At 64.9% G+C, this 20872-nt stretch carries 21 protein-coding genes; 7 read left to right on the top strand and 14 right to left on the bottom strand.

Annotated elements, in window-relative coordinates; all coding sequences use genetic code 11:
- Positions 1–57 precede the first annotated feature (57 nt).
- The 4 genes from ACZ1I5_RS17440 to ACZ1I5_RS17425 all read right to left on the bottom strand — a co-directional run bounded on the left by ACZ1I5_RS17440 (position 58) and on the right by ACZ1I5_RS17425 (position 3235).
- Positions 58–1335 carry a hypothetical protein gene (locus tag ACZ1I5_RS17440; RefSeq protein ID WP_465170507.1) on the bottom strand — a complete coding sequence of 426 codons (1278 nt, stop codon included), beginning with the start codon at positions 1333–1335 and terminating at the stop codon, positions 58–60.
- 67 nt (positions 1336–1402) lie between these two features.
- Positions 1403–1867, bottom strand: coding sequence for a LexA family transcriptional regulator (locus ACZ1I5_RS17435; RefSeq protein WP_465170506.1), 465 nt, complete (start codon positions 1865–1867; stop codon positions 1403–1405).
- Positions 1868–1878: 11 nt separating this feature from the next.
- A complete protein-coding gene (locus ACZ1I5_RS17430; protein ID WP_465170505.1) occupies positions 1879–2352 on the bottom strand; it encodes a hypothetical protein in 474 nt (157 codons plus the stop codon).
- The gene (locus ACZ1I5_RS17425) at positions 2324–3235 is read right to left on the bottom strand and encodes a hypothetical protein (protein ID WP_465170504.1); all 912 of its coding nucleotides are present in this window, start codon (positions 3233–3235) and stop codon (positions 2324–2326) included. Before ACZ1I5_RS17425 ends, ACZ1I5_RS17430 begins: the two co-directional genes overlap by 29 nt.
- A 402-nt stretch (positions 3236–3637) precedes the next feature.
- Between ACZ1I5_RS17425 and ACZ1I5_RS17420 the strand changes: the two genes are divergently transcribed.
- Positions 3638–3967, top strand: a complete 330-nt coding sequence (locus ACZ1I5_RS17420; RefSeq protein WP_465170503.1) for a hypothetical protein — start codon at positions 3638–3640, stop codon at positions 3965–3967.
- Between the two features lie 101 nt (positions 3968–4068).
- Here ACZ1I5_RS17420 and ACZ1I5_RS17415 read toward each other — a convergent pair whose 3' ends face one another.
- A complete protein-coding gene (locus ACZ1I5_RS17415) occupies positions 4069–4536 on the bottom strand; it encodes an NUDIX hydrolase (RefSeq protein ID WP_465170502.1) in 468 nt (155 codons plus the stop codon).
- 288 nt (positions 4537–4824) lie between these two features.
- Here ACZ1I5_RS17415 and ACZ1I5_RS17410 point away from each other — a divergent pair, with 288 nt between their 5' ends.
- On the top strand, positions 4825–7812 hold the full coding sequence (locus ACZ1I5_RS17410) for a TonB-dependent receptor domain-containing protein (protein ID WP_465170501.1): 2988 nt from the start codon (positions 4825–4827) through the stop codon (positions 7810–7812).
- A gap of 328 nt (positions 7813–8140) precedes the next feature.
- Positions 8141–9631: a DUF4403 family protein gene (locus ACZ1I5_RS17405; protein ID WP_465170500.1), complete on the top strand. Its 1491-nt coding sequence runs from the start codon at positions 8141–8143 to the stop codon at positions 9629–9631.
- Between the two features lie 216 nt (positions 9632–9847).
- Here ACZ1I5_RS17405 and ACZ1I5_RS17400 read toward each other — a convergent pair whose 3' ends face one another.
- Positions 9848–10873: a hypothetical protein gene (locus ACZ1I5_RS17400; protein ID WP_465170499.1), complete on the bottom strand. Its 1026-nt coding sequence runs from the start codon at positions 10871–10873 to the stop codon at positions 9848–9850.
- 271 nt (positions 10874–11144) lie between these two features.
- Between ACZ1I5_RS17400 and ACZ1I5_RS17395 the strand changes: the two genes are divergently transcribed.
- Both ACZ1I5_RS17395 and ACZ1I5_RS17390 read left to right on the top strand, forming a co-directional pair.
- Positions 11145–11729, top strand: a complete 585-nt coding sequence (locus ACZ1I5_RS17395; RefSeq protein ID WP_465170498.1) for a hypothetical protein — start codon at positions 11145–11147, stop codon at positions 11727–11729.
- A gap of 118 nt (positions 11730–11847) precedes the next feature.
- Complete coding sequence (locus tag ACZ1I5_RS17390; RefSeq protein WP_465170497.1) at positions 11848–12996, top strand: AAA family ATPase; 1149 nt, start codon at positions 11848–11850, stop codon at positions 12994–12996.
- Positions 12997–13074: 78 nt separating this feature from the next.
- On the opposite strand, the gene ACZ1I5_RS17385 is transcribed toward ACZ1I5_RS17390, so the two are convergent.
- Entirely contained in the window at positions 13075–13683 is a 609-nt protein-coding gene (locus tag ACZ1I5_RS17385; RefSeq protein ID WP_465170496.1) for a hypothetical protein, read from the bottom strand.
- A gap of 170 nt (positions 13684–13853) precedes the next feature.
- Between ACZ1I5_RS17385 and ACZ1I5_RS17380 the strand changes: the two genes are divergently transcribed.
- Positions 13854–14189, top strand: coding sequence for a hypothetical protein (locus tag ACZ1I5_RS17380; protein WP_465170495.1), 336 nt, complete (start codon positions 13854–13856; stop codon positions 14187–14189).
- Between the two features lie 184 nt (positions 14190–14373).
- Complete coding sequence (locus ACZ1I5_RS17375) at positions 14374–14862, top strand: hypothetical protein (RefSeq protein ID WP_465170494.1); 489 nt, start codon at positions 14374–14376, stop codon at positions 14860–14862.
- Between the two features lie 845 nt (positions 14863–15707).
- On the opposite strand, the gene ACZ1I5_RS17370 is transcribed toward ACZ1I5_RS17375, so the two are convergent.
- From ACZ1I5_RS17370 to ACZ1I5_RS17340, 7 genes are all read right to left on the bottom strand, one after another.
- On the bottom strand, positions 15708–15857 hold the full coding sequence (locus tag ACZ1I5_RS17370) for an ATP-grasp domain-containing protein (RefSeq protein WP_465170493.1): 150 nt from the start codon (positions 15855–15857) through the stop codon (positions 15708–15710).
- Positions 15858–15873: 16 nt separating this feature from the next.
- On the bottom strand, positions 15874–16593 hold the full coding sequence (locus ACZ1I5_RS17365; RefSeq protein ID WP_465170492.1) for an ATP-grasp domain-containing protein: 720 nt from the start codon (positions 16591–16593) through the stop codon (positions 15874–15876).
- Between the two features lie 79 nt (positions 16594–16672).
- The gene (locus ACZ1I5_RS17360; RefSeq protein WP_465170491.1) at positions 16673–17488 is read right to left on the bottom strand and encodes a LytR/AlgR family response regulator transcription factor; all 816 of its coding nucleotides are present in this window, start codon (positions 17486–17488) and stop codon (positions 16673–16675) included.
- The gene (locus ACZ1I5_RS17355) at positions 17485–18624 is read right to left on the bottom strand and encodes a sensor histidine kinase (protein ID WP_465170490.1); all 1140 of its coding nucleotides are present in this window, start codon (positions 18622–18624) and stop codon (positions 17485–17487) included. Before ACZ1I5_RS17355 ends, ACZ1I5_RS17360 begins: the two co-directional genes overlap by 4 nt.
- Before the next feature lie 83 nt (positions 18625–18707).
- The gene (locus ACZ1I5_RS17350; protein WP_465170489.1) at positions 18708–19190 is read right to left on the bottom strand and encodes a hypothetical protein; all 483 of its coding nucleotides are present in this window, start codon (positions 19188–19190) and stop codon (positions 18708–18710) included.
- Positions 19187–19633: a helix-turn-helix domain-containing protein gene (locus ACZ1I5_RS17345; protein ID WP_465170488.1), complete on the bottom strand. Its 447-nt coding sequence runs from the start codon at positions 19631–19633 to the stop codon at positions 19187–19189. The genes ACZ1I5_RS17350 and ACZ1I5_RS17345 overlap by 4 nt, the downstream gene beginning before the upstream one ends.
- A 165-nt stretch (positions 19634–19798) precedes the next feature.
- On the bottom strand, positions 19799–20674 hold the full coding sequence (locus ACZ1I5_RS17340; protein ID WP_465170487.1) for a TolB family protein: 876 nt from the start codon (positions 20672–20674) through the stop codon (positions 19799–19801).
- Between the last annotated feature and the right edge of the window lie 198 nt (positions 20675–20872).

The raw sequence follows: 20872 nt of genomic DNA, 5'->3' as shown, positions 1-20872 counted from the left end.
GCGCGTGGCCGGGATTTGCCCCACACCGCGACATTTTCGGGGAATCTGGGTTTAAGATCAATTACGCTTCCTCCGAGTGCCGGAAGTATCTTTATTGCGGTCACTACGTATCTGCTTGTGCTTGAGTCCCATTCGACCATCAGATATTTTTCGACCTGCCGGTTTTTTCCCCCCCGCTCGAGATTTCGCTAAGACTGGCGCAATCGCCTTTACGAATGCGATTGCTTCGGGATCGGCCGAAATATCGATATTCGCAATTGCCGGGATTTCAGGCGCAGCGTCTACAGCCTTCTGATAGTCGCGGTCGTTATTCAGCCCTCCTTTGCCTTTTCTGGTATCGGGTTCTACTGAAGACAATAGTCCATTTTGCAGGGCAGCAATGAAGTCGCTCTGCGGCAGATATGCCCCGGTAATACGATTTGCCTGATTGTCCTTAAAGGTATGTCTCTTTCCCATAGAGATTGGAGTCGCGGTTGGTTTGGTCGCGTCCTTTGCAGGGCTGGCCGGTTGTACAGCGGTCTGGTTCCCGGCCGGGCTAGGCGCGGCCTGTGCGGTGGTCCTAGGTGCGGCCGGTGCAGTGGTAGCGGGAGCTGCAGGCGGCGATGCCGGTATGGCGGCCGGGCTCTGCTGCCCGGCCGGGACGCTTGCGCCTGTCCCGGTTTGGGGCGGATCGACAACATTGTCGATCGCCACGCCATTAGTGGTCATATTGTTGGAATTCACATCGACAGGCGGCCGGGTCGACGCGTCGCCTTGCGCGTCCGGCGCTGAGTCGTTGGTCATATACGTGGCGTTCGCCGCACTGGCCACCGGTGACGGGGTTGGCGCTGCTTCGGGCGCAGCGCCGCCCAACACCCGATACCCGCCCCCTTTCCACCACCGCGTCGCCTCGTCGGGCGTGAAGCTGAACGGCACCAGCCCCTCGGCGATCAGCGCGTGGCCGAAATATTTGTCCACTTCCTCATAGGAGGCGGCGCGTGTGCCGCCGGTGACTTCGTCCAGGTCGTCCATCGTGCGCGACATCAGAGCCATCGCCATGTAGCCGCCGTTGCGGTGCCGTAGGCTCAGATGGTCCGGCACCTTCCAGCTCGAGATCGGCCCGTCCCAGGGCGAAGGAGGCGGGGCCGGCGGCCGTGGGGGGCGCGGGCGGAGCAGATGCTGGTTCTCCTCGATCAGGCGCATCATCCATTGCTCGCTCGTCTCGTCCTCCGGCTCCGGTCGAGCTTGGGGCGGGCGGTTGGGATTGGCCACGACCGGCGGTTCGGGGTCCGGCGCCACGATCCTCTCGGGGCTGGTGGGGTTCGGGCTGGTGAAGGGATCGATGCTGTCGACCATGAGGCTCTCCTGAAGGTACCGCAGCCATGGCGCGGAAACCGGCAAGGTTGAATCGATCGGCCGCGCTTCAGCCCAGCGCCGCCACCCGAGCGGCAAAGGCTTCTTCGCGCGATTGCCAGCCGGCCCAGACCAGCTCGGCGATGAAATCGTCGAGGGTCATGCCCTCGCCGCGCGCAGCCTTGATGATCTTCATCGCCATGTCGGGGTCGCGCGCCTTCACCATGTGCAGCGAGGCGGAGGGCATGCGGCCGGGCCGCTTCTTCGTGCGCCAGTGCGGCGTCTTGTTGGTCACCGGCGCGGTCGCCTTGCCCGTCGCCAGCACGGTGATGCGCCGGGTGCGCTGATAGCGCTCGACCCGGATCAGCCCCTTGCGCTCGAGCCGCTGGACCAGATGGACGGTGGTGCTGATGGAATCGCAGCCGCAGCGTTCCTGCAGCTCGTCGCCGGTCGGCGCGGCGCGCCCGGCCTCGGCCGCCTCGGTCACGCAGGCGAGCACTTCGCGCTCCCAGGGCGAAAGGGACATGTCGTTCATCTCGGTCTCCTTCAGGCGGAAAGCGGCGCGGCGATCTGCGCCAGGCGCGCGCGTTGTGCCGCGGTCATTCGTTCGGTTTCTGGAGGCTCCCCTTCCGGTCGCCAGTCGCGATCGTGCGTGGCGATCAGGGTGCGGATGCGCGACAGCTCCCAGCGCCGCACCGCCACGCCCGTGCAGCGCTCGCGGATTTCGGCGACCGAGGGGAAGAAGCGGCATTCCCTAAGCGCCCGCGCACAGGCCGCGCCGAGCACATCGGCGGGGATGTCGCCCAGCCCCTCGGCATAGAGCGCGAGCCGCGCCTCGGCCTCCTGGTCGCTCGCTTTGCCGGCGGGAAAGCCGAGCGCGAGCTTGCCGATCATCCGCCGGATCTCGCGAGGGTTTGCCGGGGCCAGCTTCGCCTCGGTCGCCGTCGCCAGCGCGGCCAGCGCGCTGCGGTCGGCGGGCGAGCAGACATGGCTAAAAGCCGGCGCTTCCGTCACCAGCATCGCGAGCCTCGGATCGCAGCACGGCACGGACGAGAGGGTTTTGCGGCGCGCCGGCGGCGCCGGCAGTTGTGGATCGTGAGCGGCGGTTGCCATGGCGGGTTCCTGAGTCGTCGCGGGGATCGAAGATCTGCGCCCAGCCCTTCTCGGCGGCATGGGCGAGCAGCCTGCCCGGCGGCCAGGCGTCATCGGCCTGGGCGGCGAGATCGCGGAGCAGCTTGCGGTAGGCCGCTTCGGTCATCGCCAGCCGCTTGGCCCGCCGATTGGCGAGCAGATCGCGCCAGTCCGCCGGGTCGCAGCCGGTGGGGCAGGGGAAGCGCCGCGGGGCGGCCTCGCGCGGGGAATCCCCCACGGGTGCATGGGGGATGGGATTAATTTTTGGGGTCCGGGGGCTTTTATCAAGGGAAGGGGGGATGGCACCGGTCACGGCCGCCGGGGCGTCATGTGACGCGTTACCGGCGTTATCCTCGTCCCCTTCCGTCGCGCGGTGACCCGAGACCGTTGCAAGGACGTCGCCCTCTCCCCCCGTCACCCCGGACTCGTTCCGGGGTCCATCGTTCCGCAACCGCAACGGCGGCTGCGCTTGCGGAACGATGGATGCCGGAACAAGTCCGGCATGACGGAGAGAGTTGGGCCCCGGTTCGCTTTCCTCGCCAGGGCGGTCAGCCTCGCAAGCCGCACCGCCGGCCTCCACCCCGTCGAACAGATCCCCCGTCTCCTCCCCGAACAGCCGCTCGCGATAGCGCCGCTGCCGCCGCGCATTGCCGGCACGCTGCGCCTCGCGCCGAGCATCCTCGCGCGCGGCATCGGCCTTGACCGCCGCGACGATCACCTCGGCCGAGGCGCCCGCCGCGAGCATCGCCTCCAGGATCGCGGAATCGATCATGCGCGGTCATCGTCCCGCGCGGCAGGACGGGCGGGAGCGCCTGGCGAAGCCGCGAGCGGACACCCCGCCATCTGGCAGCTCCGCGCCTCCGGATGCCACCCCGATATCCCGCAAGGCGCACAGCGCCCGCCCACCGCATCGGTGCCCACGCCAGGGCATTCCCGCAAAGCATCCTGCTGGTTCACGACTCGCTCCGCTCTATTTGTTCCTATTATGTTCTCATAGGAAATTTCCTACATTGCAAGCGCGAATTGATTCAACTCGTGTGCAACCAAGGGTAGCGAGCCTGTGAACAGGAGTTCTGCAAGAGCGGCGCGTCCCGACGGGGCAGCGGCCGGATGGTGCCGACAGCGCGCCGATCCGCCTTGATCCACCCGCCGCGACACGTCTAAGGCCCAGCGGATGTCCGATATTTACGCGCTGCGCATGCTCGCTCTTTCTATGGCCCAAATCCGTCAGCGGATGCGCGACGATCTCGGTATCGCCGGGATGATCGACAGCGGCGATCTCATCGTCAAGACGAAGAAAGGGTCGCTGTTCGGCCGCGACGCCAGCGGCGATTTCGGCAACGACCTGCGCCAGCGCATCCTCGAGGCGCAGGAATTCCTGGAACGCGCCGCCTTCGCCGTCACGGACGAGGCGCTGGTCGAAGCCTATGAGGCCACCGGCGGCACCGGCGCTGACGCCGATCTGCTGTGGCGCGAGATCCGCCACCGCGGCCTGGTCGACTAGAACGGGGGTATAACCCCACACCGTTCGTTTCGAGCGACGTCGAGAAACGGTGATCGAGCGCCCGGCTCGGTTTCTCGACAGGCTCGAAACGAACGGTTTTTTTACGCCCCCGCCAGCTCCTCCAGCCGGTCGAGCAGGGGGCGCTGGCTCGCCAGCATCTTGGATCGCGCCAGATCGATGGTGAACCAGTCCGCCCGGTCGACCTCCGGGATGGTGATCGTCCGGCCGCTGCGCGGTGGCCATTCCATCTCGCATTCGGTGCTGACGATGCCCGCCGGATCGAGATCGCCCGCCAACGCATAGGCCTCGACCCATTTGCCGCCCGATTGCCGGATCCGGCCGAGCGGTTCGAGCAGCCCGGTCGCGTCGCTGCCCAGCTCCTCGCGGAATTCGCGCCGCGCCGCCTCGGGCGGGTCCTCGCCCGGTTCGACAGCGCCTTTCGGGATCTGCCACGCGCCCAGGTCGCGCGCGGCCCAGAACGGCCCGCCGGGATGGACGAGGAACACCTGCAATGCTCCGCGCCGCCTGCGATAGAGCAGGATGCCGGCGCTCAGGCGAAAGGGCGGCATGACAGGGGTACCCGCTTTCCGATCGAGCGGCGGTTCGAAGCCGCTCTTGCCGGACTATCGGGCACGCCACGCCCCGCGGCAAGAGCGGGACGTTCGGCCCGTCTCGCGCTACGCTCGCCCCCGCGCTGCGTGGCGCCGGCCGCTCAACGGGCGCGTGCAGCGGCCGAACGGCCGAAATCGGCCCGCCGGACACTCGCCGACAGCTTTCCGGCGTTGAACCGCCCCGCCATTGGATCGGCCACCTCGCGCGCCCCTTATTCGCCGGATAACGAAAAAGGGGCCATTTCCATGATACGCACTCTACGCGCTCGCCTGCTCGCTACCGCCATCGCGCTGACCAGTGCGGGCAGCCCAGCCATGGCGCAGGATCAGGCGCAGACGCCCGGACTCGCGCCCGAACCGCAGGCCGCCGAGGCGCCCGCACAGAATGACATCGTCGTCACCGGCTCGCTGTTCCGCCGCACGGACGCCGAGACGCCGTCGCCCGTCACCGTGCTGAGCACCGTCGATCTCGACCGGCGCGGCATCTCGACGGTGCAGGATGCGATCCAGCAGCTCTCGTCGAACAACGGCCCGGCGCTGACCAACAGCTTCACCGCGAACGGCGCCTTCGCCGGCGGGGCCTCGGCGGTGTCGCTGCGCGGCCTGTCGACCAGCTCGACCCTGGTGCTGTTCGACGGCCTGCGCGCCGCCTATTTTCCGCTGGCCGATGACGGCACGCGCAACTTCGTCGATCTCAACACCATCCCCGACGACATCGTCGACCGGATCGAGGTGCTGCGCGACGGCGCCTCGTCGTCCTACGGCGCGGACGCGATCGCGGGCGTGGTCAACATCATCACCAAGCGCAAATTCACGGGCATCAGCGCCCGGGCCGAGGCCGGCATCAGCCAGGACGGCGTCGGCGCGAACCAGCGCCTGACGCTCACCGCCGGCACCGGCGATCTCGATGAGAAAGGCTATAACGCCTATGTCAGCGGCTTCTATGTGCACAGCAAGGCCGTGTTCAACCACGACCTGCCGGCGCCGTTCAACTCGGACGATGCCCGCGGTATCTGCTTCAACGGGACGTGCGGGCCCAATCTCGTGCTCAACGGGCTGAACGCGGCCGGGCTGCCGGGCAATTTCACGCCGACCAGCGATTTCTACATCCGCGCGCTCGACGCCAACAACGCGCCGGTCGGGCGGTTCCAGCTGCTCAATCCGGCACGGGGCTGCTCCTATGGCGCGACCTATCGGCTGACCGCGGCGGATCTCGCCGCCAACGCCACCAACCCGACCGTCCTGTGCCAGGAAGACCAGATCAACCGCTACGGCGTGGTGTCGCCGGATATCGAACGCTTCGGCGGCTCGGCGCGCTTCACCGCGAAGATCGGCGATTCGGCCGAGGCCTATGCGCTGTTCAACTTCCAGCAGAGCTCGACCTTCTTCACGGGCCTGCCCCCCGCGATCCGCGCCAACGCCAATGCCGGCATCCTCTACCGGCGCTTCTCGACCGTCAGCAACAGCCCGGCGAACGCGCCGGGATCGGGCCCGCTCACCCTGCCGGTCTATGTCTGCGCCGCGCGGGTCAATTGCGCCACCGCCGCCGACCGCCGCCTCAACCCGAACAACCCGCTCGCGGCGCAGGGCCAGGCGGTGCTGCTCAGCGGCCGGATCGGCGACACGCTGACGCAGAACGCCACGCGCAGCCGCGTCTACCGCGCCGCGATCGGCATCAATGGCACGATGTTCGACAGCTGGACCTACAATATCGACGCGACGGCGATGCACAACGACTTGCGCCGCACCACCAACGGCTTCGTCTATATCCAGCACCTGCTCGATGTGATCGCCGATGGCAGCTATAATTTCGTCAACCCGCAGCAGAACAGCCAGGCGATCCGCGACTATCTCTCGCCGCAAGGCATCGCCGATTCCTCGTCCGATCTCTACCAGGTCCAGGCGGTCATCGGCACCGCGCTGATGGAGCTTCCCGGCGGTCCGCTCCAGCTCGGGCTCGGCGCGTCGATCCGCTACGAGGCGATCGACGCGCCCAGCGGCAATGGCGATTATAACGGGCCGACCCAGCGTTTCTTCACGCTGAACGCCTTCGGCACCACCGGCACGCGCAAGGTCTATTCGGCGTTCGGCGAGCTCAATGCGCCGATCCTCGACATGGTCGAGGCCAATCTGTCCGGCCGCTACGACAAATATTCGAGCGGCCAGAACGCCTTTTCGCCGAAGATCGGGGTGAAGTTCACGCCGTTCAAGCAGCTGGCGATCCGCGGCACCTATTCGAAGGGGTTCCGCATCCCGAGCTTTGCCGAGGCGAACGCGTTGCCGACCACCGGCTTCGTGCCGTTCAGCATTGCCGGCGCGCCGGATTCCTTCCTCCAGCAATATGGCTGCACCCGCGCCACCTCGACTGCCTGCCCGAATTATCTGAGCGCGGCGGCGGTCGGCCAGACGACGCTCGCCACGCCCGATCTGAAGCCGGAGAAATCGCGCAGCTTCACCTTCGGCGCGGTGTTCCAGCCGATCCCGGACCTGACCTTCACGGTCGATTATTTCAACATCAGGAAGACCGGGGCGATCACCACGCCGCCCTATCAGCCGGCGATCAATGCCTATCTGCTGGGCCAGCCGATCCCCGCTGGCTACACCGTCATCGCCGACGCGCCCGATCCGTTCCACCCCAATGCCATCCCGCGCATCGCCTTCGTGACGACCAGCCTGATCAATTCGGACACGATCAAGTCGGAGGGTATCGATGTCTCGGCGATGTATTCCCACCGGTTCAGCGACAAGGTGAAGTTCAGCTCGTCGCTCGAGGCGAGCTATATCATCAACCTCAGCACCACCTTCGCCGACGGCACCACCGAAAGCTATGAAGGCACGCTCGGCAATTTCGTGCTGACGGCCGGGTCGGGCACGCCCGAATGGCGCGGCAGCTGGCAGAACACGCTGCAGGTCGATCCCTTCACGATCAGCGCCACCGCCAATTATGTCAGCGGCTATAATCTGTCGGCGGAGGACCAGGGCGGCGTTTCCGGCGATTGCGGCCTGTCGAACGGCTTCACGCCGTGCGACGTCGGCCGCTACATCACCGTCGATGCGGTCGGCAGCGTGCGGGTGAACGACCATTTCACCTTCTACATCAACGTCATCAACCTGCTCGATACGCTGCCCTCGGTCGATCCGGTGACCTACGGCGCGTTCAACTACAACCCGGTCCAGGCCGGCAACGGCATCCTCGGCCGCCAGTTCCGCGCCGGGGTGAAGGTCAGTTTCTGATGGCCTGGAACTGAATAGTTTAACTCCGTCATGCTGAACTCGTTTCAGCATCCAATATGCAACAACCAATGCCGCTGCTTGTGGAGCGTTGGATGCTGAAACGAGTTCAGCATGACGGCAAGTTTGTAATGGAACGACCTTCAGATTCAGGACACTGGACCAGCACGACCGCCGGTGCTCGGCGCCTCTGCGCGAATCCTCTTTGCTGACGTGAAGCTCAATCGGTCCCGGAAACCAGCGCGCGGATACAATCCCCGCCCGAACGATTATCGTCTTGTGATTGCCACTGGGGTATCATCGCACGGCCGGAACAGGCCAGGGGAAGATGATGCGCGCCGCACCAACCGGGATGATCTGCCCCGCTCTCCTGCTCGCCGCCCTCCTGCTCACGGGGTGCGCGCGCAAGGACGCCGGCAACCTCGCGCCGCCGCGCGATGAATCGACAGCCGATTTCCCCATCCAGACCTCGACCATCGTCGTGCCGATCGGCGTACCGCTGGCGGAGATCGAGGCGGGGCTGAACGAGCGCGTGCCCCGCGCGCTCTGGCACATCGACCGCCCCGGCGCGACCTGCGTGCCGGCCAAGCGCGTCGAGCTGCTCGGCATCCGCGCCAAGGTCCTGCCCCGCATCGCCTGCCGCATCGTCGGGGAGGCCGTGCGCGGCCGCATCCGCCTGTCGGGCAGCGGCAACCGGCTGATCGCGACGCTGCCCGTCTCCGCGACGATCAGCGCGGAACGGATCGGCGGCATCATCAAGCGCGAGACGGCGACGGGCGCCGCCGAGGTCCGCGCGGTCGTCACCCTGGGGCTCGATCGCGCCTGGCAACCGACCGCGAAAGTCAGCATCGATTATGACTGGACCGAGCCGCCCGGCATCGACTTCCTCGGCCAGCGCATCAAGCTCGTCGAAAAGGCCGACCGCAAGCTGCAGGGCGTGGTCGCCGGGCTCGAGCGCGACCTGCCGAAGGAACTGGCGAAGATCCGCACCCGCGAACGGCTCGAGGTGATCTGGCGCAAGGCCTTTACCTCGATCGAGCTCAACCGCGACAAGCCGCCCGCCTGGATGCGCATCACGCCGCAGCGGCTCGGCTTTGGCGGCTACCGCATCCGGAACGGCCGCCTCGAACTGTCGCTCGCGGCCGAGGCGCTGACCGAGACCTTCATCGGCAACCGCCCGCCCGATCCGGTGCCGACCGCGCTGCCGCCGCCGGCGGGCAAGCTGGGCAGGGATGGCTTGCGCTTCTTCGTGCCCGTGCTGGCCGATTACGCCCAGCTCGAACCCGTCGTCCTGCGCGCGCTGCGCAAACGCGCCGCCAGGGGCATCGTGCTGTCAGGGGTCGGCCCGGTCGACGCGACGTTCGACAAGGTCACCGTCTACGCCACCAGCGGCGGCCGCATCGCGGTGGGCATCAGGGCTCAGGTCGCGGTGAAGGGCAGCGCCCTCACGAAGACGCACGGCGTGGTCTGGCTCACCGGCGTGCCCTATAACGCGCCGGGCTCGCAGCTCGTCCATGTCCGCGACCTCGCCATTGCGGGGCAAACCGATCGCGAGGCAGTCAACCTGCTCCTCAACCTGTTCCTCGATCCCCAGGTCGTGGCCGAAATCCGCGACGCGCTCGCCCACGATTTCGTCAAGGACTATACCCATGTCCTGCAGGCCGCCCGCAAGGCGATCGCCAGCCGCCGCGAGGGCGATTTCACGCTCGCGGCCAATGTAACCGACGTGACGCACGGTGAGATCAAGGTGACCGGCCAGGGCCTGTTCCTGCCCGTGCGCGCGGACGGGACGGCGTCGATTACTTATGATCCGGGGAGGTGAGGAGGGTGCGGGGAGGGTGGTGCCGGATGGCGAAAACGGGTTGGCTGGAACCACCTCTCCCCGTTCGGGCTGAGCTTGTCGAAGCCCTGCTCTTCCCTTCGCGGCAAGAACGTTCGGCGTTGGTGGATAGCCGACGGTCCGCTTAAATACGCGAAATAGCACAAGCGTACGGTCGCTTCTATTCGAATTATACTGGATGATGGATCGAACGAACGTTCAGCTCTTATCAGGAAGAAGTTCCAAAGCGTTCTTAACCGAGTTTAAGTAGGACAAGCGACCACGGCGCAGCGCCATTCTGACAGGCGTTGAGTTTTCGAACATACGAGTATAAAGTTCGCCGCACATATCGCTTTCGGCCATGACTGCCGCGCGTGTCAGGGGTAAGGCTTTGAGCCATTCCTCCTTTCCTCGGCCTTTATTGTCAAACAAATCGGATATTTCCTCTTCTAAATCCTTTATGACCGTGTCGAGTGCTTCAACATCACTGCGTGCGCAACCCCGCTCATCTAGGCAGTTTGGAAAATGACTTGGCGCGTGGGCTGTTATTTTAGATTCGAGAACTTCTACACAGCTGATGGCGAACCTGCACCATTCCAAGGCTCGGCTGGGCCCGAGTGTATCGCGCATCACATAGGAGCCGCTAATCTCGATTCCGATCTCATGCACGAAGGCATTTCGAAATTCAAAAATGCGTTGGAGTCGTTCTATCCCACCTCGACCTTCATCAAATAAGCCATGCGACTCAGATTCCGCGTTGATGAGATCGTGAACCTTATCGGGTATCGAGATTTGCTCGAATATGCGCTTCATAATTGATAAGTAGCGATCAGCGCTTGCTACGGTAGTCATTCCGCCAAGTAATTGTGCGGCTGAAACGTTGTTCTCGACCATTTGAGCCATCATGCGAGCATTTGCCAATGGCTTGAGATCATCTTGTCCGATTGCACTTGGCATGCAAGAAAAAAGGTCTGTCAGTCGAGAACGCGCGTGCCATTCCAAGCACGTTACAATGCCAACGGCATAGAAACTGAAAGCTTCAATCTCGCGGAAAAGGTGCCAATCTCCGTCGTTTTCCTCTTCATGCTTCTTCGCAATTTCGATTGCTGCATCAACGCGTTCGATGTCGTTGGCCAACACTTGAAGGCGGCTCAAAGCAGTAGCGGCGTTAAAGTTGCCCTGTGCGATCCCAAGCGCATAGCGATTGGCGAACTCAATACCGTGATGGACATCGTCGTTTGCCATATCGCCTAACCAGATGCCCGCCAAAAGGTGTAGATGCATCGCTGAACGAGGGTCCGCAACTGGGTAGCGCATCGTTGACGCCGAACGGCGATCTTAGGGCGCTTGCTGCCGGGCAGCTTCGTCGCGAGACTTGGCCCTAATTTAGCCGTTCCAGTCTCCAAAGGGGACGGGAACGGCGAAAAGTTGGTGGAAAGCGGCTTGACCGCTCTCGCGCGTCGGTAGCCTGATTGCACATGTTGACCGGACCCTCTCGCCCCACCAACAACAGGGCATGTTTGAAGAGCAGCCTGCCGCCCGCGCGGATATGACCGCCGGAGCGCTCTACGCCGTCATTGGCGAGGCTGGCTGGATTTACTACGGACAGGTTTCTCCGGAGAAGAAGGTTGGCTTCTTCCACCGGCGCGATCGACTACCGGCTGCGCCCGATGCTGTGTTGGGCGCCCCGCTCATGGCGGTGGTCAGCGTAGCCTACCCGTCGATCACGCGAGCGATGCGAAACGGTCGGTGGAAGAAGTTGGGTCGGTTTCCCGTTGTCGACCTACTTGCTGCGCCACGCCCCTCGGTCCAATGGCCTGTCGGCACGCTTGATGTGACCGTCTGGGTGGGAGACGAGCCAGACCACGAGACGCGCGTGGAAGACCCGGCGATCCAGGACATGGAGTTGATGGCGGTATGGGATGCCGTCGAACACATCCCGGCAAGATTGACCGCCGATTTCGGGACGGAAGAAGCCGAGTGGCATGTCGGTGGCCCGATCTGGCGGGAACGACGTATTAAAGAGGAGATGGCAGCGCGCTTTACAGACCAGCCATGGCACAAGCTGCCAGTTGACTGGGTGCCTGCCAACGTGTGCTGACGTCCGCTTTCCACAATGATTTTTGGGGCGCCGATGGTCGCTATGGGGCGTTCGCGCCCCGGCGCCTTACCTGCCGAGAAGGTGGAAAGCGGCCCCCTTGCCGGCTAACACCGGCGGCATGATTACCTGCCTTGCCGTGTCCGGATATCGCTCCCTGCGCGAGGTGACGCTCTCATTGGGGCGGCTCAACGTCATTACCGGTGCGAATGGAAGCGGGAAATCGAGCCTGTATCGAGCCCTCAAACTGCTTTCCGACGTGGCTCAGGGTCGGGCTATCGCCTCCCTGGCAGTGGAAGGTGGCCTGGCGTCGACGCTCTGGGCGGGCCCCGAGAAGTTCAGCCGCGAGATGCGCAGTGGGACGCAGCGGGTTCAGGGCACCCGGCGAAGCGGGCCGGTCAGCCTGAAGCTGGGCTTCTCGTCGGAGGATTTCGGCTACGCCATTGACCTTGGGCTGCCGATCCCGTCGCGAACGCGGTTCGACCACGATCCGGAAATCAAGGTCGAGACGGTGTGGACAGGGCCTGCCCTTGGACGTGCGAACGTCGTCGCCGATCGGCGTGGCCAGCTCGTTCGCGTTCGCAGCAGCGACACGGGCATTTGGCGCGACAGCTTCGGCAATCTGCCTGCCTTTGACAGCATGATGACGCATTGCGCCGATGCGTCCGATGGTCTCGAACTGCTGCTCCTGCGCGAACGGATGCGTGCCTGGCGCTTCTATGACGATCTGCGCACGGACCGGGATGCGCCTGCCAGACGACCCCAGGTCGGCACCTTCACGCCCGTTCTGGCGGGTGACGGCTCGGATATTGGCGCCGCGATTCAAACCATTATCGAAATCGGCGATGGCGATACGCTGGAAACCGCCATCGCTGACGCCTTTGACGGCGCCGCCATCTCCGTCGGCGACCGTTTCGAGGTGGAGATGCAACAGCACGGGCTTCTGCGCCCCCTGGTTGCTGCCGAACTGTCGGACGGCACGCTGCGCTACCTGCTGCTGGCCGCCGCCCTGCTCTCGCCTCGGCCGCCGGAGCTGATGATCCTCAACGAACCGGAAGCAAGTCTCCATTCGGACCTCCTCGATCCGCTCGCGCGGCTGCTGATCAAGGCGTCGGAACGCTGCCAGATCATCGTCGTGTCGCATGCGTCCAGGCTGGTCGCTGCGCTTGAGCGGCACGCCCAGAGCACCCTGATCGAGCTTCGGAAAGAGATGGGCGAAACCATCGTGTCCCAGGCCGAAGGTCCGACCTGGACCTGGCCATCGCGGTGATCGGCGATCTCGGTTCGACGGCAACGGCGTGTGTGACGCCGGCTTCCGGAGCGCCCAAGATGAGGCAGGAGATGACGGCTAGCTGCCGTTCAGCCGCTCAAAGGAAAACACGCCGCCATCGTGGTCGTCCATCAATTCGATGTTGGCTGGATGCGTCTCGTCGTCGAGATGCAGCTTCAGCGGGGAACCGTTGCGACGGACCACGAACCCTTTGGAAGAGGCGCCGACATAGACCGACGGCAAAACATACGGCCCCTGCTTGTCGCTCTCGATGACGTAGCTGACTTGCTGTTTCGATATGGTCATTTGCCCATCCTTCAGGATGAGCATGCCGCAACAGGTATTCGCGTAAGATCCATTCGCGATGGAGAGGGGCAAGCTTGGTTCGTTGACGGGCATGGTAAAAAGAGCCGCGGCATAAGCTGCCCATGCAGCAAACCCGACGATCATCAGCCGCTTCAGGTTGCGGACATGGCGGTTCAAGTCCGCGTCGTTCAACTGCTTGTAGCGGTTGCCGCCGGTGAATTTCCAGAGCCCCCGCATCGGAAAAATGGAAGACTTCTCCACCGCGAGAAATGTCGCCGGATGTCGGTCGATCAGGACGTCCCGCACCTTTTTCAAATACCAAAACTGTAAAATGCAGCAGATGAAGAACACGCCGAAGGGAAGCAGGATCAGAAGCGGCATAGCGCGTTGTGACAGGCGAAATTAGCCCTGTAAATGAAATGACGACGGCCCCTGCCTATGAACCGAAAGCCGCAGTGATGGCCGATGCCCGCAACTGGATCGCCAGCCGATAGTTTGATGATCGAGCCGAGCGGAGATGAGCTGGCCAACCTCTAACGGGAGCAAGATCCGTGGCCAGAGCAATCATATCAGGCGCGGCACTCTCGCTGGTTCTGGCGGGATGCGGTGCGATCTCGGGGCCGAGCGACAAGCAGATCGAGGACCTGGCGCGGCAGGAGATGATCAGCAACCCGGGTACCGACGATCCGGCGCAACGCGCCGTGATGGTCGCGGCGGCACGCAACGCGACGGTCTCGAAAAAGGGGATCTGCAACACTTCGAAGCCCGACATCTACGCCTGCATGGTCGACGTCACCGTCAAGCTGCGGGGCGCGCCCGAAACCAAACAGACCATGGTGGTGCAAATCGGGAAGAGCGCCGATGGCGGATGGAAGGTGGTGGAGTAGCGGCTTGCCCGCACGCCACCTGCGTCCTCGAGCTGCGTGAGCGTGTGCGGAGCTTCGGAAGCCGATCGTCTGTCGCCCCTGAAGCTGTCGTTGCGTGAACGGCCGAACTCGGGTGGGAAGCGGACAGTCTGCTTGCAAATGCGACCGGGTGGAAACCGGACGTAAGTCGCGCTAGCAATTGCTCATGTCGAACTCGCGCCAGATGGCCGTCACTTTTTGGGCGTCGCGCCAAACCGTCAGAGCAGGCGGACTTATTGGTGTAGGGTTCGCAGCGGCTTCCGATTTGCTGCTGGTGACAACTCATGATGGTCGCGGAGTTGTAGATTGCACCACGGGAGAGCTGCTGGCTCGGGACGATAATCCGCTCTTCCCGTTCGATGAAGACACGCGGACCGCGCAAGGGGTGGGACCGCTTGCGGGTCAGCAAATTATGATTGCAGGGCCGATCTACGGCGGCACTCTTCCGACCGAGACGCAGGACGGTTGGCGCTTGTCGGGACGGTTGACGAACAGCAGTGACGATGTCGTTATCCTGCTCCCTCCAAAGGAGGAAACCGGTGAACCATCCACATTCACCGGCTTCGTGCCGGAGGTTCGCGTGTTTGGGTTCTCACCGACCGGGCGTTCCTTCGTCATCGGAACTGGCGCGGAAATCTATACCTTCGCCCGCTGACAGCCGCTTTCGGGCCAGTGCTGATCAGCGCTGATCGTCTTGTTTTGGGGCGGAAGCGGTCGCTAGTCGATTGGCCAAATCTCAGTCCCGATCGGGACATCAGCTTTTTGGATACCCTTGAGAAGGCAGCCCCACCGGCGCTCCTTAGGGGGAGGCGTTTGAAATATTTCCCCCATGCGCAGCACGGCGCTGGTGGTCGAACCATCTGGTCGCTTCAGCAGAACCGCTCCTTCCGGACGCGCAGGGCCATCAGCGATAAGAGGACCAGGCACAACGATCAGCCCGCCCCAAGCTTCAATGTCAAAGACATCATCGACAGTAACGATCGGCTCCATTGCCTGATCTTAGATCAACCTGAAACGTACGCAACTTGTCGACAGGGGCGGCTGGTGCTGGGAGAACGATGGAGGCTCCGCTGCCTCTGATCGATTCAACCGCGATCCGAATCGGTGCACCATAAGGCTGGCCGGAGAGTGACGAAAGTCCGGCGCGCTCTTTCTCATGACGGTCGCGGCATCATTGCCTCATCCGTCCCCGCCAAGGCGATACGCCCCTGTTAACGGCACGGACCTTCCCTGTTCCGCGGGACGCTTACGCTGTTATCCGCGAACAGGGTAAACGACCATCAGCATGTTGAAATATAAGTAAAATATCTCCAACAAAATTGGAAATATCAGGGAAGAAAAAAATCTCTTCCCTGTTCCGACCCTGTTATTGGCCAGGAACAGGGAAAGCGGGGCGTCCGTTCACCGTCGGCGGTCCACGGGATTCGGGCACGGCGGACCCGGGATGAGAGCGCCAAATGTCCGGCATGGTGGGGAGCGGACGTTCGTGAGCTGATAAGCTCATCGCGTGATCGCGGCGAGCGCGCCAAAGATGGGCTGTGCGGCTTCGATGTTTGGCAGCCCGGACACCTGCCCATCACCAACCTCAAGCAACCACCAACGACCATCGGCATCGCGGCCAAAGTCAGCCGATGCGAACCGACTGGGCACGTTGGCTGCAACACGCTCAATGACGTCTGCTGGGGGAGCGCCCAGCGAGCTCGCCGCTTTGGATCGGGCTGCAATCGACCACCTTTCGGTCTACGATGAAGGCGCGCCACTCATATGCAGGGCCGCTCTGCGGTAGTAGGGGAACATAGGCTTTGAACACCACGCCGCCGACGAGGCTTTCGCCTTGTAGCTCGCAAAAGCGAGTCAGCACCCGATTCACTTGCTCGGTGTCCGAAGCGTCACTGATGTAGCAAGCCTCACTCCAGTAACCTCCCGCCTGAGACTTCACCCAATCTTTGATGACGAGCGCCGACGTGCCGAATTGGGCAAGCACCTCGGCGCGACGCTCGGCGTCGTCCAGATCGGCTTGGTCGAGCCAAGCAGTCTTCGGCATCCACTCCGCGAGCGCGGCATAAGAACCGGGAGCATGGTGACAAGCGACATACTCGGCGGGTGTCGTCAGCAGGGTGACGTTGCGTTCAGTCAGCGCCGTGAACAACGCCGCATAGGCCTCAGCGCTGAGCATCCAACCACGATACACCGCCCTCCCAGCCTCATCGAGGCGGGTTTTACGCAGCGCAGCTTTTGGATCGATGTGCCGATCGAGATTGTCATGATCGAGCCTCGCAGAAGTAAAGCCTGCCAAAGTCGCAGGCTCTACCTCGCGTAGGTATTCTGGCTCAACGGACCGATCATCTAGCGGGTCTACACAGAAGATCACGAACGGGGCTGTCATTCCGCCACTTATGCCTCCCCCATTCCAAACATCAAATCTCCGCTTCTGGGACGAAACCCGTCGTCCCGCTTCACGACTCCTATTCCACCCCCACACCCCCAGGCCCGTCCCGCTCCAGCAACAACTCCCGCAGCCGCTTCGCATGCACCCGCCCCGCGGCAATCCGCGTCCCGCCCTGCAGGATCACCTCGCGCCGCCCGGTCGGCGTCCGCCGCACCTCGGTGATCCGCGACAGCCGCACCAGAGCCGCCCGGTGCACCCGGATGAACTGCGCCGGATCGACCCGCCCCTCGAACGCGCGGATCGACAGGCGCAGCAGATGCGAGGTCGCGCCGGTATGCAGCCGGACATAATCGTCCTCGCTGCTCACCCAGTCGACCAGGTCGAGCGGCACGCGCGTCAGGCTGCCGGTCGCGCCGCGGATCCACAGCTCGGTCTCATAGGGCGACCGCGCCTTGGCGTGGAACTCGGCGCGCAGATCCTCGATGATCGCGCGCATTTCCTGCACCTGGCCGACCGAGCTGTCCGCCGCCAGCCGCGCGCGTGCGCGGTCGATCGCCTCGCGCAGCCGCGGCGGGTCGATCGGCTTCAGCACATAATCGACCGCCGAGACCTCGAAGGCGCGGATCGCGAAATGGTCGAACGCGGTGATGAAGATCACCGCCGGCGTCACGTCCCTGGGCAGCCGGTCGAGAATGTCGAACCCGGTCCCGTCGCGCAGCCTGATGTCGAGCAGCGCGATGTCCGGCCGTTTCTCCGCGATCAGCGATACCGCCTCGTCGCAGCTCATCGCCGATCCCAGCAACGTCGCGCCGGGAATGCCGCCAAGCACGATCTCCAGCCGGCGCAGCGCCAGCGGCTCGTCGTCGACGGTGACGATGCTGAACGCGCTCACCGCGCCAGCTCGAACGGAATGGTGACGCTCACTTCATAGGCCCCCGGTCCGCGCACGACCGACACGCGCTGCGCCGGCCCATAATGTTCGGCCAGCCGCTCGCGCACATTGGCGAGGCCGATGCCGTTGGTGCAGGAGACGGGCGTGGAAGGTCCGACCGTTCCCTTATTGCCCACCCGCACCACCAGCTGCTCCCCGTCGCGCTCGGCCGACAGGCGGATCGCGGTCGGCGGCATCGACTTGGCGACGCCGTGCTTGATCGCATTCTCGACCAGCGGCTGCAGGATCAGCGCGGGCACCGCGGCGCGGCGCAGTGCCTCGGGCAGGTCGATCGCGACGCTGAGATCGGGATAGCGCATCTGCTCGATCGCCAGGTACCGGCGGTGCACGTCGAACTCATGCTCGATCGGCACGTCGATCAGCGGGTCGATCGACAAAGTGGAGCGGAAGAAGGTCGACAGCCCGGTCAGCATCTTCTCCGCCTCCGCGCTTTTCCCGTCGAGGATCAGCGAGGAGATGGAATTGAGGCTGTTGAACAGGAAATGCGGGTTGATCTGGTTGGAAAGCGCGCGGAGCTTGGCATTATGCGCCAGGTTGCGCAGCTCGGCCGATCGCCGCGCTTCCTCCTTCGCGTCGAAGCTGTATTCGATCGCCAGGTACAGCCCGGTCCAGGCAATGAAGAACCAGGACCAGAGCGACAGCACATGCGCGGCGTCGTTCCAGCTGATCACGATCATGCGCAGGGTCCGCCCGTCGAACGCGGCAAAGGCGAAATAATTGAGCCAGGCGAAGAGCTCGGCGACCAGCGGCGCGGTGACCGCGAGTGTCAGGGCGCGGGTGCGGAAACTGCGATGCGACAGGCGGCGCAGCAGCCGGTGCATCAGGTAGCAGACCGAGATGCCGATGCCGTAGACGAGCCCGCGCACCCCGGCCACGGCGAGCTGGTGCGGGTTGCCCGCCAGATAGCCGAAAAAGGTGAAGATGGTGAAGCTCGCCCCCCACATGGCAAGCGTCACCACCAGCTTTGCCCTGGCTTCCGCCCGGGTCTCGACGCGGCCCCCCGTCCGGCCATCCCGCACGTCCGACTCCTCGACGTAAAAGGGCTCGCGCCCGGCATTGGGGGTCAGACCGTCCACGCGCCAGGTGTCGCAAATCATCCCCGGCCTGTCGACTGACGCTCACCCCCTCGGAATCGACGTTCGGCCGCTCGGGCGCCGGCTCAGGCCGTGACGACGACCGGTTCGACACCCCGGCCGAGGCCGCGCAGCGTGATCATCGCCATCGGGATGCCGACACAGACGATATGCGCGAACAGCGCGCTCGCCACGCCGCGCGGCTTCAGGCTGGGGAAGGCCTCCGGCCAGCGCAGCGGCAGCACGATCCAGTACATGACGAGATACAGCGCGACGCCGTAAGCGATACCGGCGATCAGCGGATGCGCCGCGACCAAGGGCAGGCGCCACGCGGCGGTGACGAACACCCCGACCATCACCGCCATGATCGCGAAATGCACCGCCAGACCGGCCAGCGCGGTCGGCACGCCGCCGCTGTTCATGCCCTCGCCGAACGGCCCGCTCGCGACGCTGTGCAGCACGTCGATAGGCGAGGTGCCGCGCAGGCCGGCAAAGACGATCGCGTAGAGGATATCGAGCGTCCCGCAGATCAGGGTCGCGCTCAGGATGGTCCTGCCGATCGCGGTCATGCGTGTTCCCTCCCCGGAGCCGCCGGCCAGTGCTCGCCGCAGATCCACAGCGATGTCGATCCCCGGATATCGGGCTCGACCCGCAGGCGCAGCCCCCAGCCACGCACCGTCTCGATCGGATCGGGCGCCCCCGCCGCGGCGAATCTGCGCCGGATGCGATAGACATGGACCTCGATGGAATCGCTGCCATAGCCCAGCCCGCGCAGGGTCGCCGCGATATCGGCATGAGCCGCGCGACCCCTGCGCACGAGCAGCCCGAGCATCGCCGCCTCGGTCGGAGAAACCGGTATCGCCACGCCGTGACGCAGGATGCCGGCCGGCCCGGCGGTGGTGGCCAGCGCCCCCCGCCGCGCCGCGACGCCGCCCTCTTCGATCACCGGCCGCCAGATCGCCGGCGCGGCCGCCGCGCGGCGGGGCCTCTCGGGTATCGCATGTGCGTGCATCGGGCTCTCCCACCGCGGCTTCTGCCGCAGAACAGCCGGTGCCGCGCCGAAACCCAAGCCTTCAGCGGTCCAGCGCCATGATGGCGCGGGCAAAGGCCAGGCGGTTCGTTCGAACGGTCGTTTCGCGCGGGCGAGGCGCAGGGGGCGCCCATATTCTCGATCCCGTCAGTCGGGGTTGTCGCCTCGCATGGCGGACAGCACCGCCGCCAGGTCGGTCGACCACAGGTCGAGCCGCGTATCGCCGGGACCGCAGGCGGCCGACCAGTGGAACGTGCCCGCGTGCGAGACCGACGGCCCGATATTGAGCCCCGCCGAACAGTTGATCGCGGGCGGCAAGGGGCCATCGTCCCGCCAGGCGCCCGCGCGCAGCGTCGCCAGATGCAGCGTCGTTCCGGCTTCGCCCTCGGCATCGCCGCGCGTGAAGATGATCTGCCGGGCATCGCCGGCAAAGGTCGCGTCGAACTCGTCCTCGCCGGTCTCGATCGCCGCGCCCAGCCCGGCAGGCGCGCCGATGCCGCCCGGTCCGACCGGCGCGAGATAGAGATCCTGCCGGCCCGATCCGCCCGGCCGGTCCGATGAGAAGAGCAGCATCCTGCCGTCCGGCGACAGCGAGGGCGCCCATTCCTTGCCTGGCGTGTTGACCATCGGGCCGAGCGCGCGCGGCGTGCCATAGCGGCGGGTGCGCGGGTCGAACGCGACGCGGTACAGATCGTCCCCGCCCGCGCCGCCGGCCCGGTTGGAGAAGAACAGGACGCTGCGCCCGTCGGGCGCGAAGGCCGGGTCGAAATCATTCGCGGCGCTGTTGAACGATACCGGCACCGGTGGGGACCACCGTCCCCCGACCAGCCAGGATTCGACGATCTCGAGCGCCCCCCGATTGACCACGCCCCACAACCGGTGGCGCCCATCGGGCGAGACGGCGAGCCGCACGTCCGACATCGGCGTGGAGATGGCGAGCCGCTCCACGGCGGGGGTGGCCGCCGGCGCGGCAAGGGCGGTCGCGGCAAGCATCGAGGCGAGCGCGAGTCGATGGGAGGTCATGCGAGGATCATTCCCGCGGTACCGGCGCCAGGCAAGCGCTGGCCGCGCCGACGGTCATATCGTGTCGGTCAACGTCGCCCGAAACGCCCTCCCTTGCCCTTCCCCGGCGGAGGCCGGGGTCCAGTTGGGGGAGGTTCGGAAATGAGCGCCCCACCCAGTTACTACGGCCTTCCCAACTGGGCCCCGGCCTCCGCCGGG

It is taken from the genome of Sphingomonas sp. BL-S-30 (genome assembly GCF_055521475.1).
The sequence above is the reverse complement of the archived record's forward strand: the minus strand, read 5'-3'. Positions and strand labels throughout refer to the sequence as shown.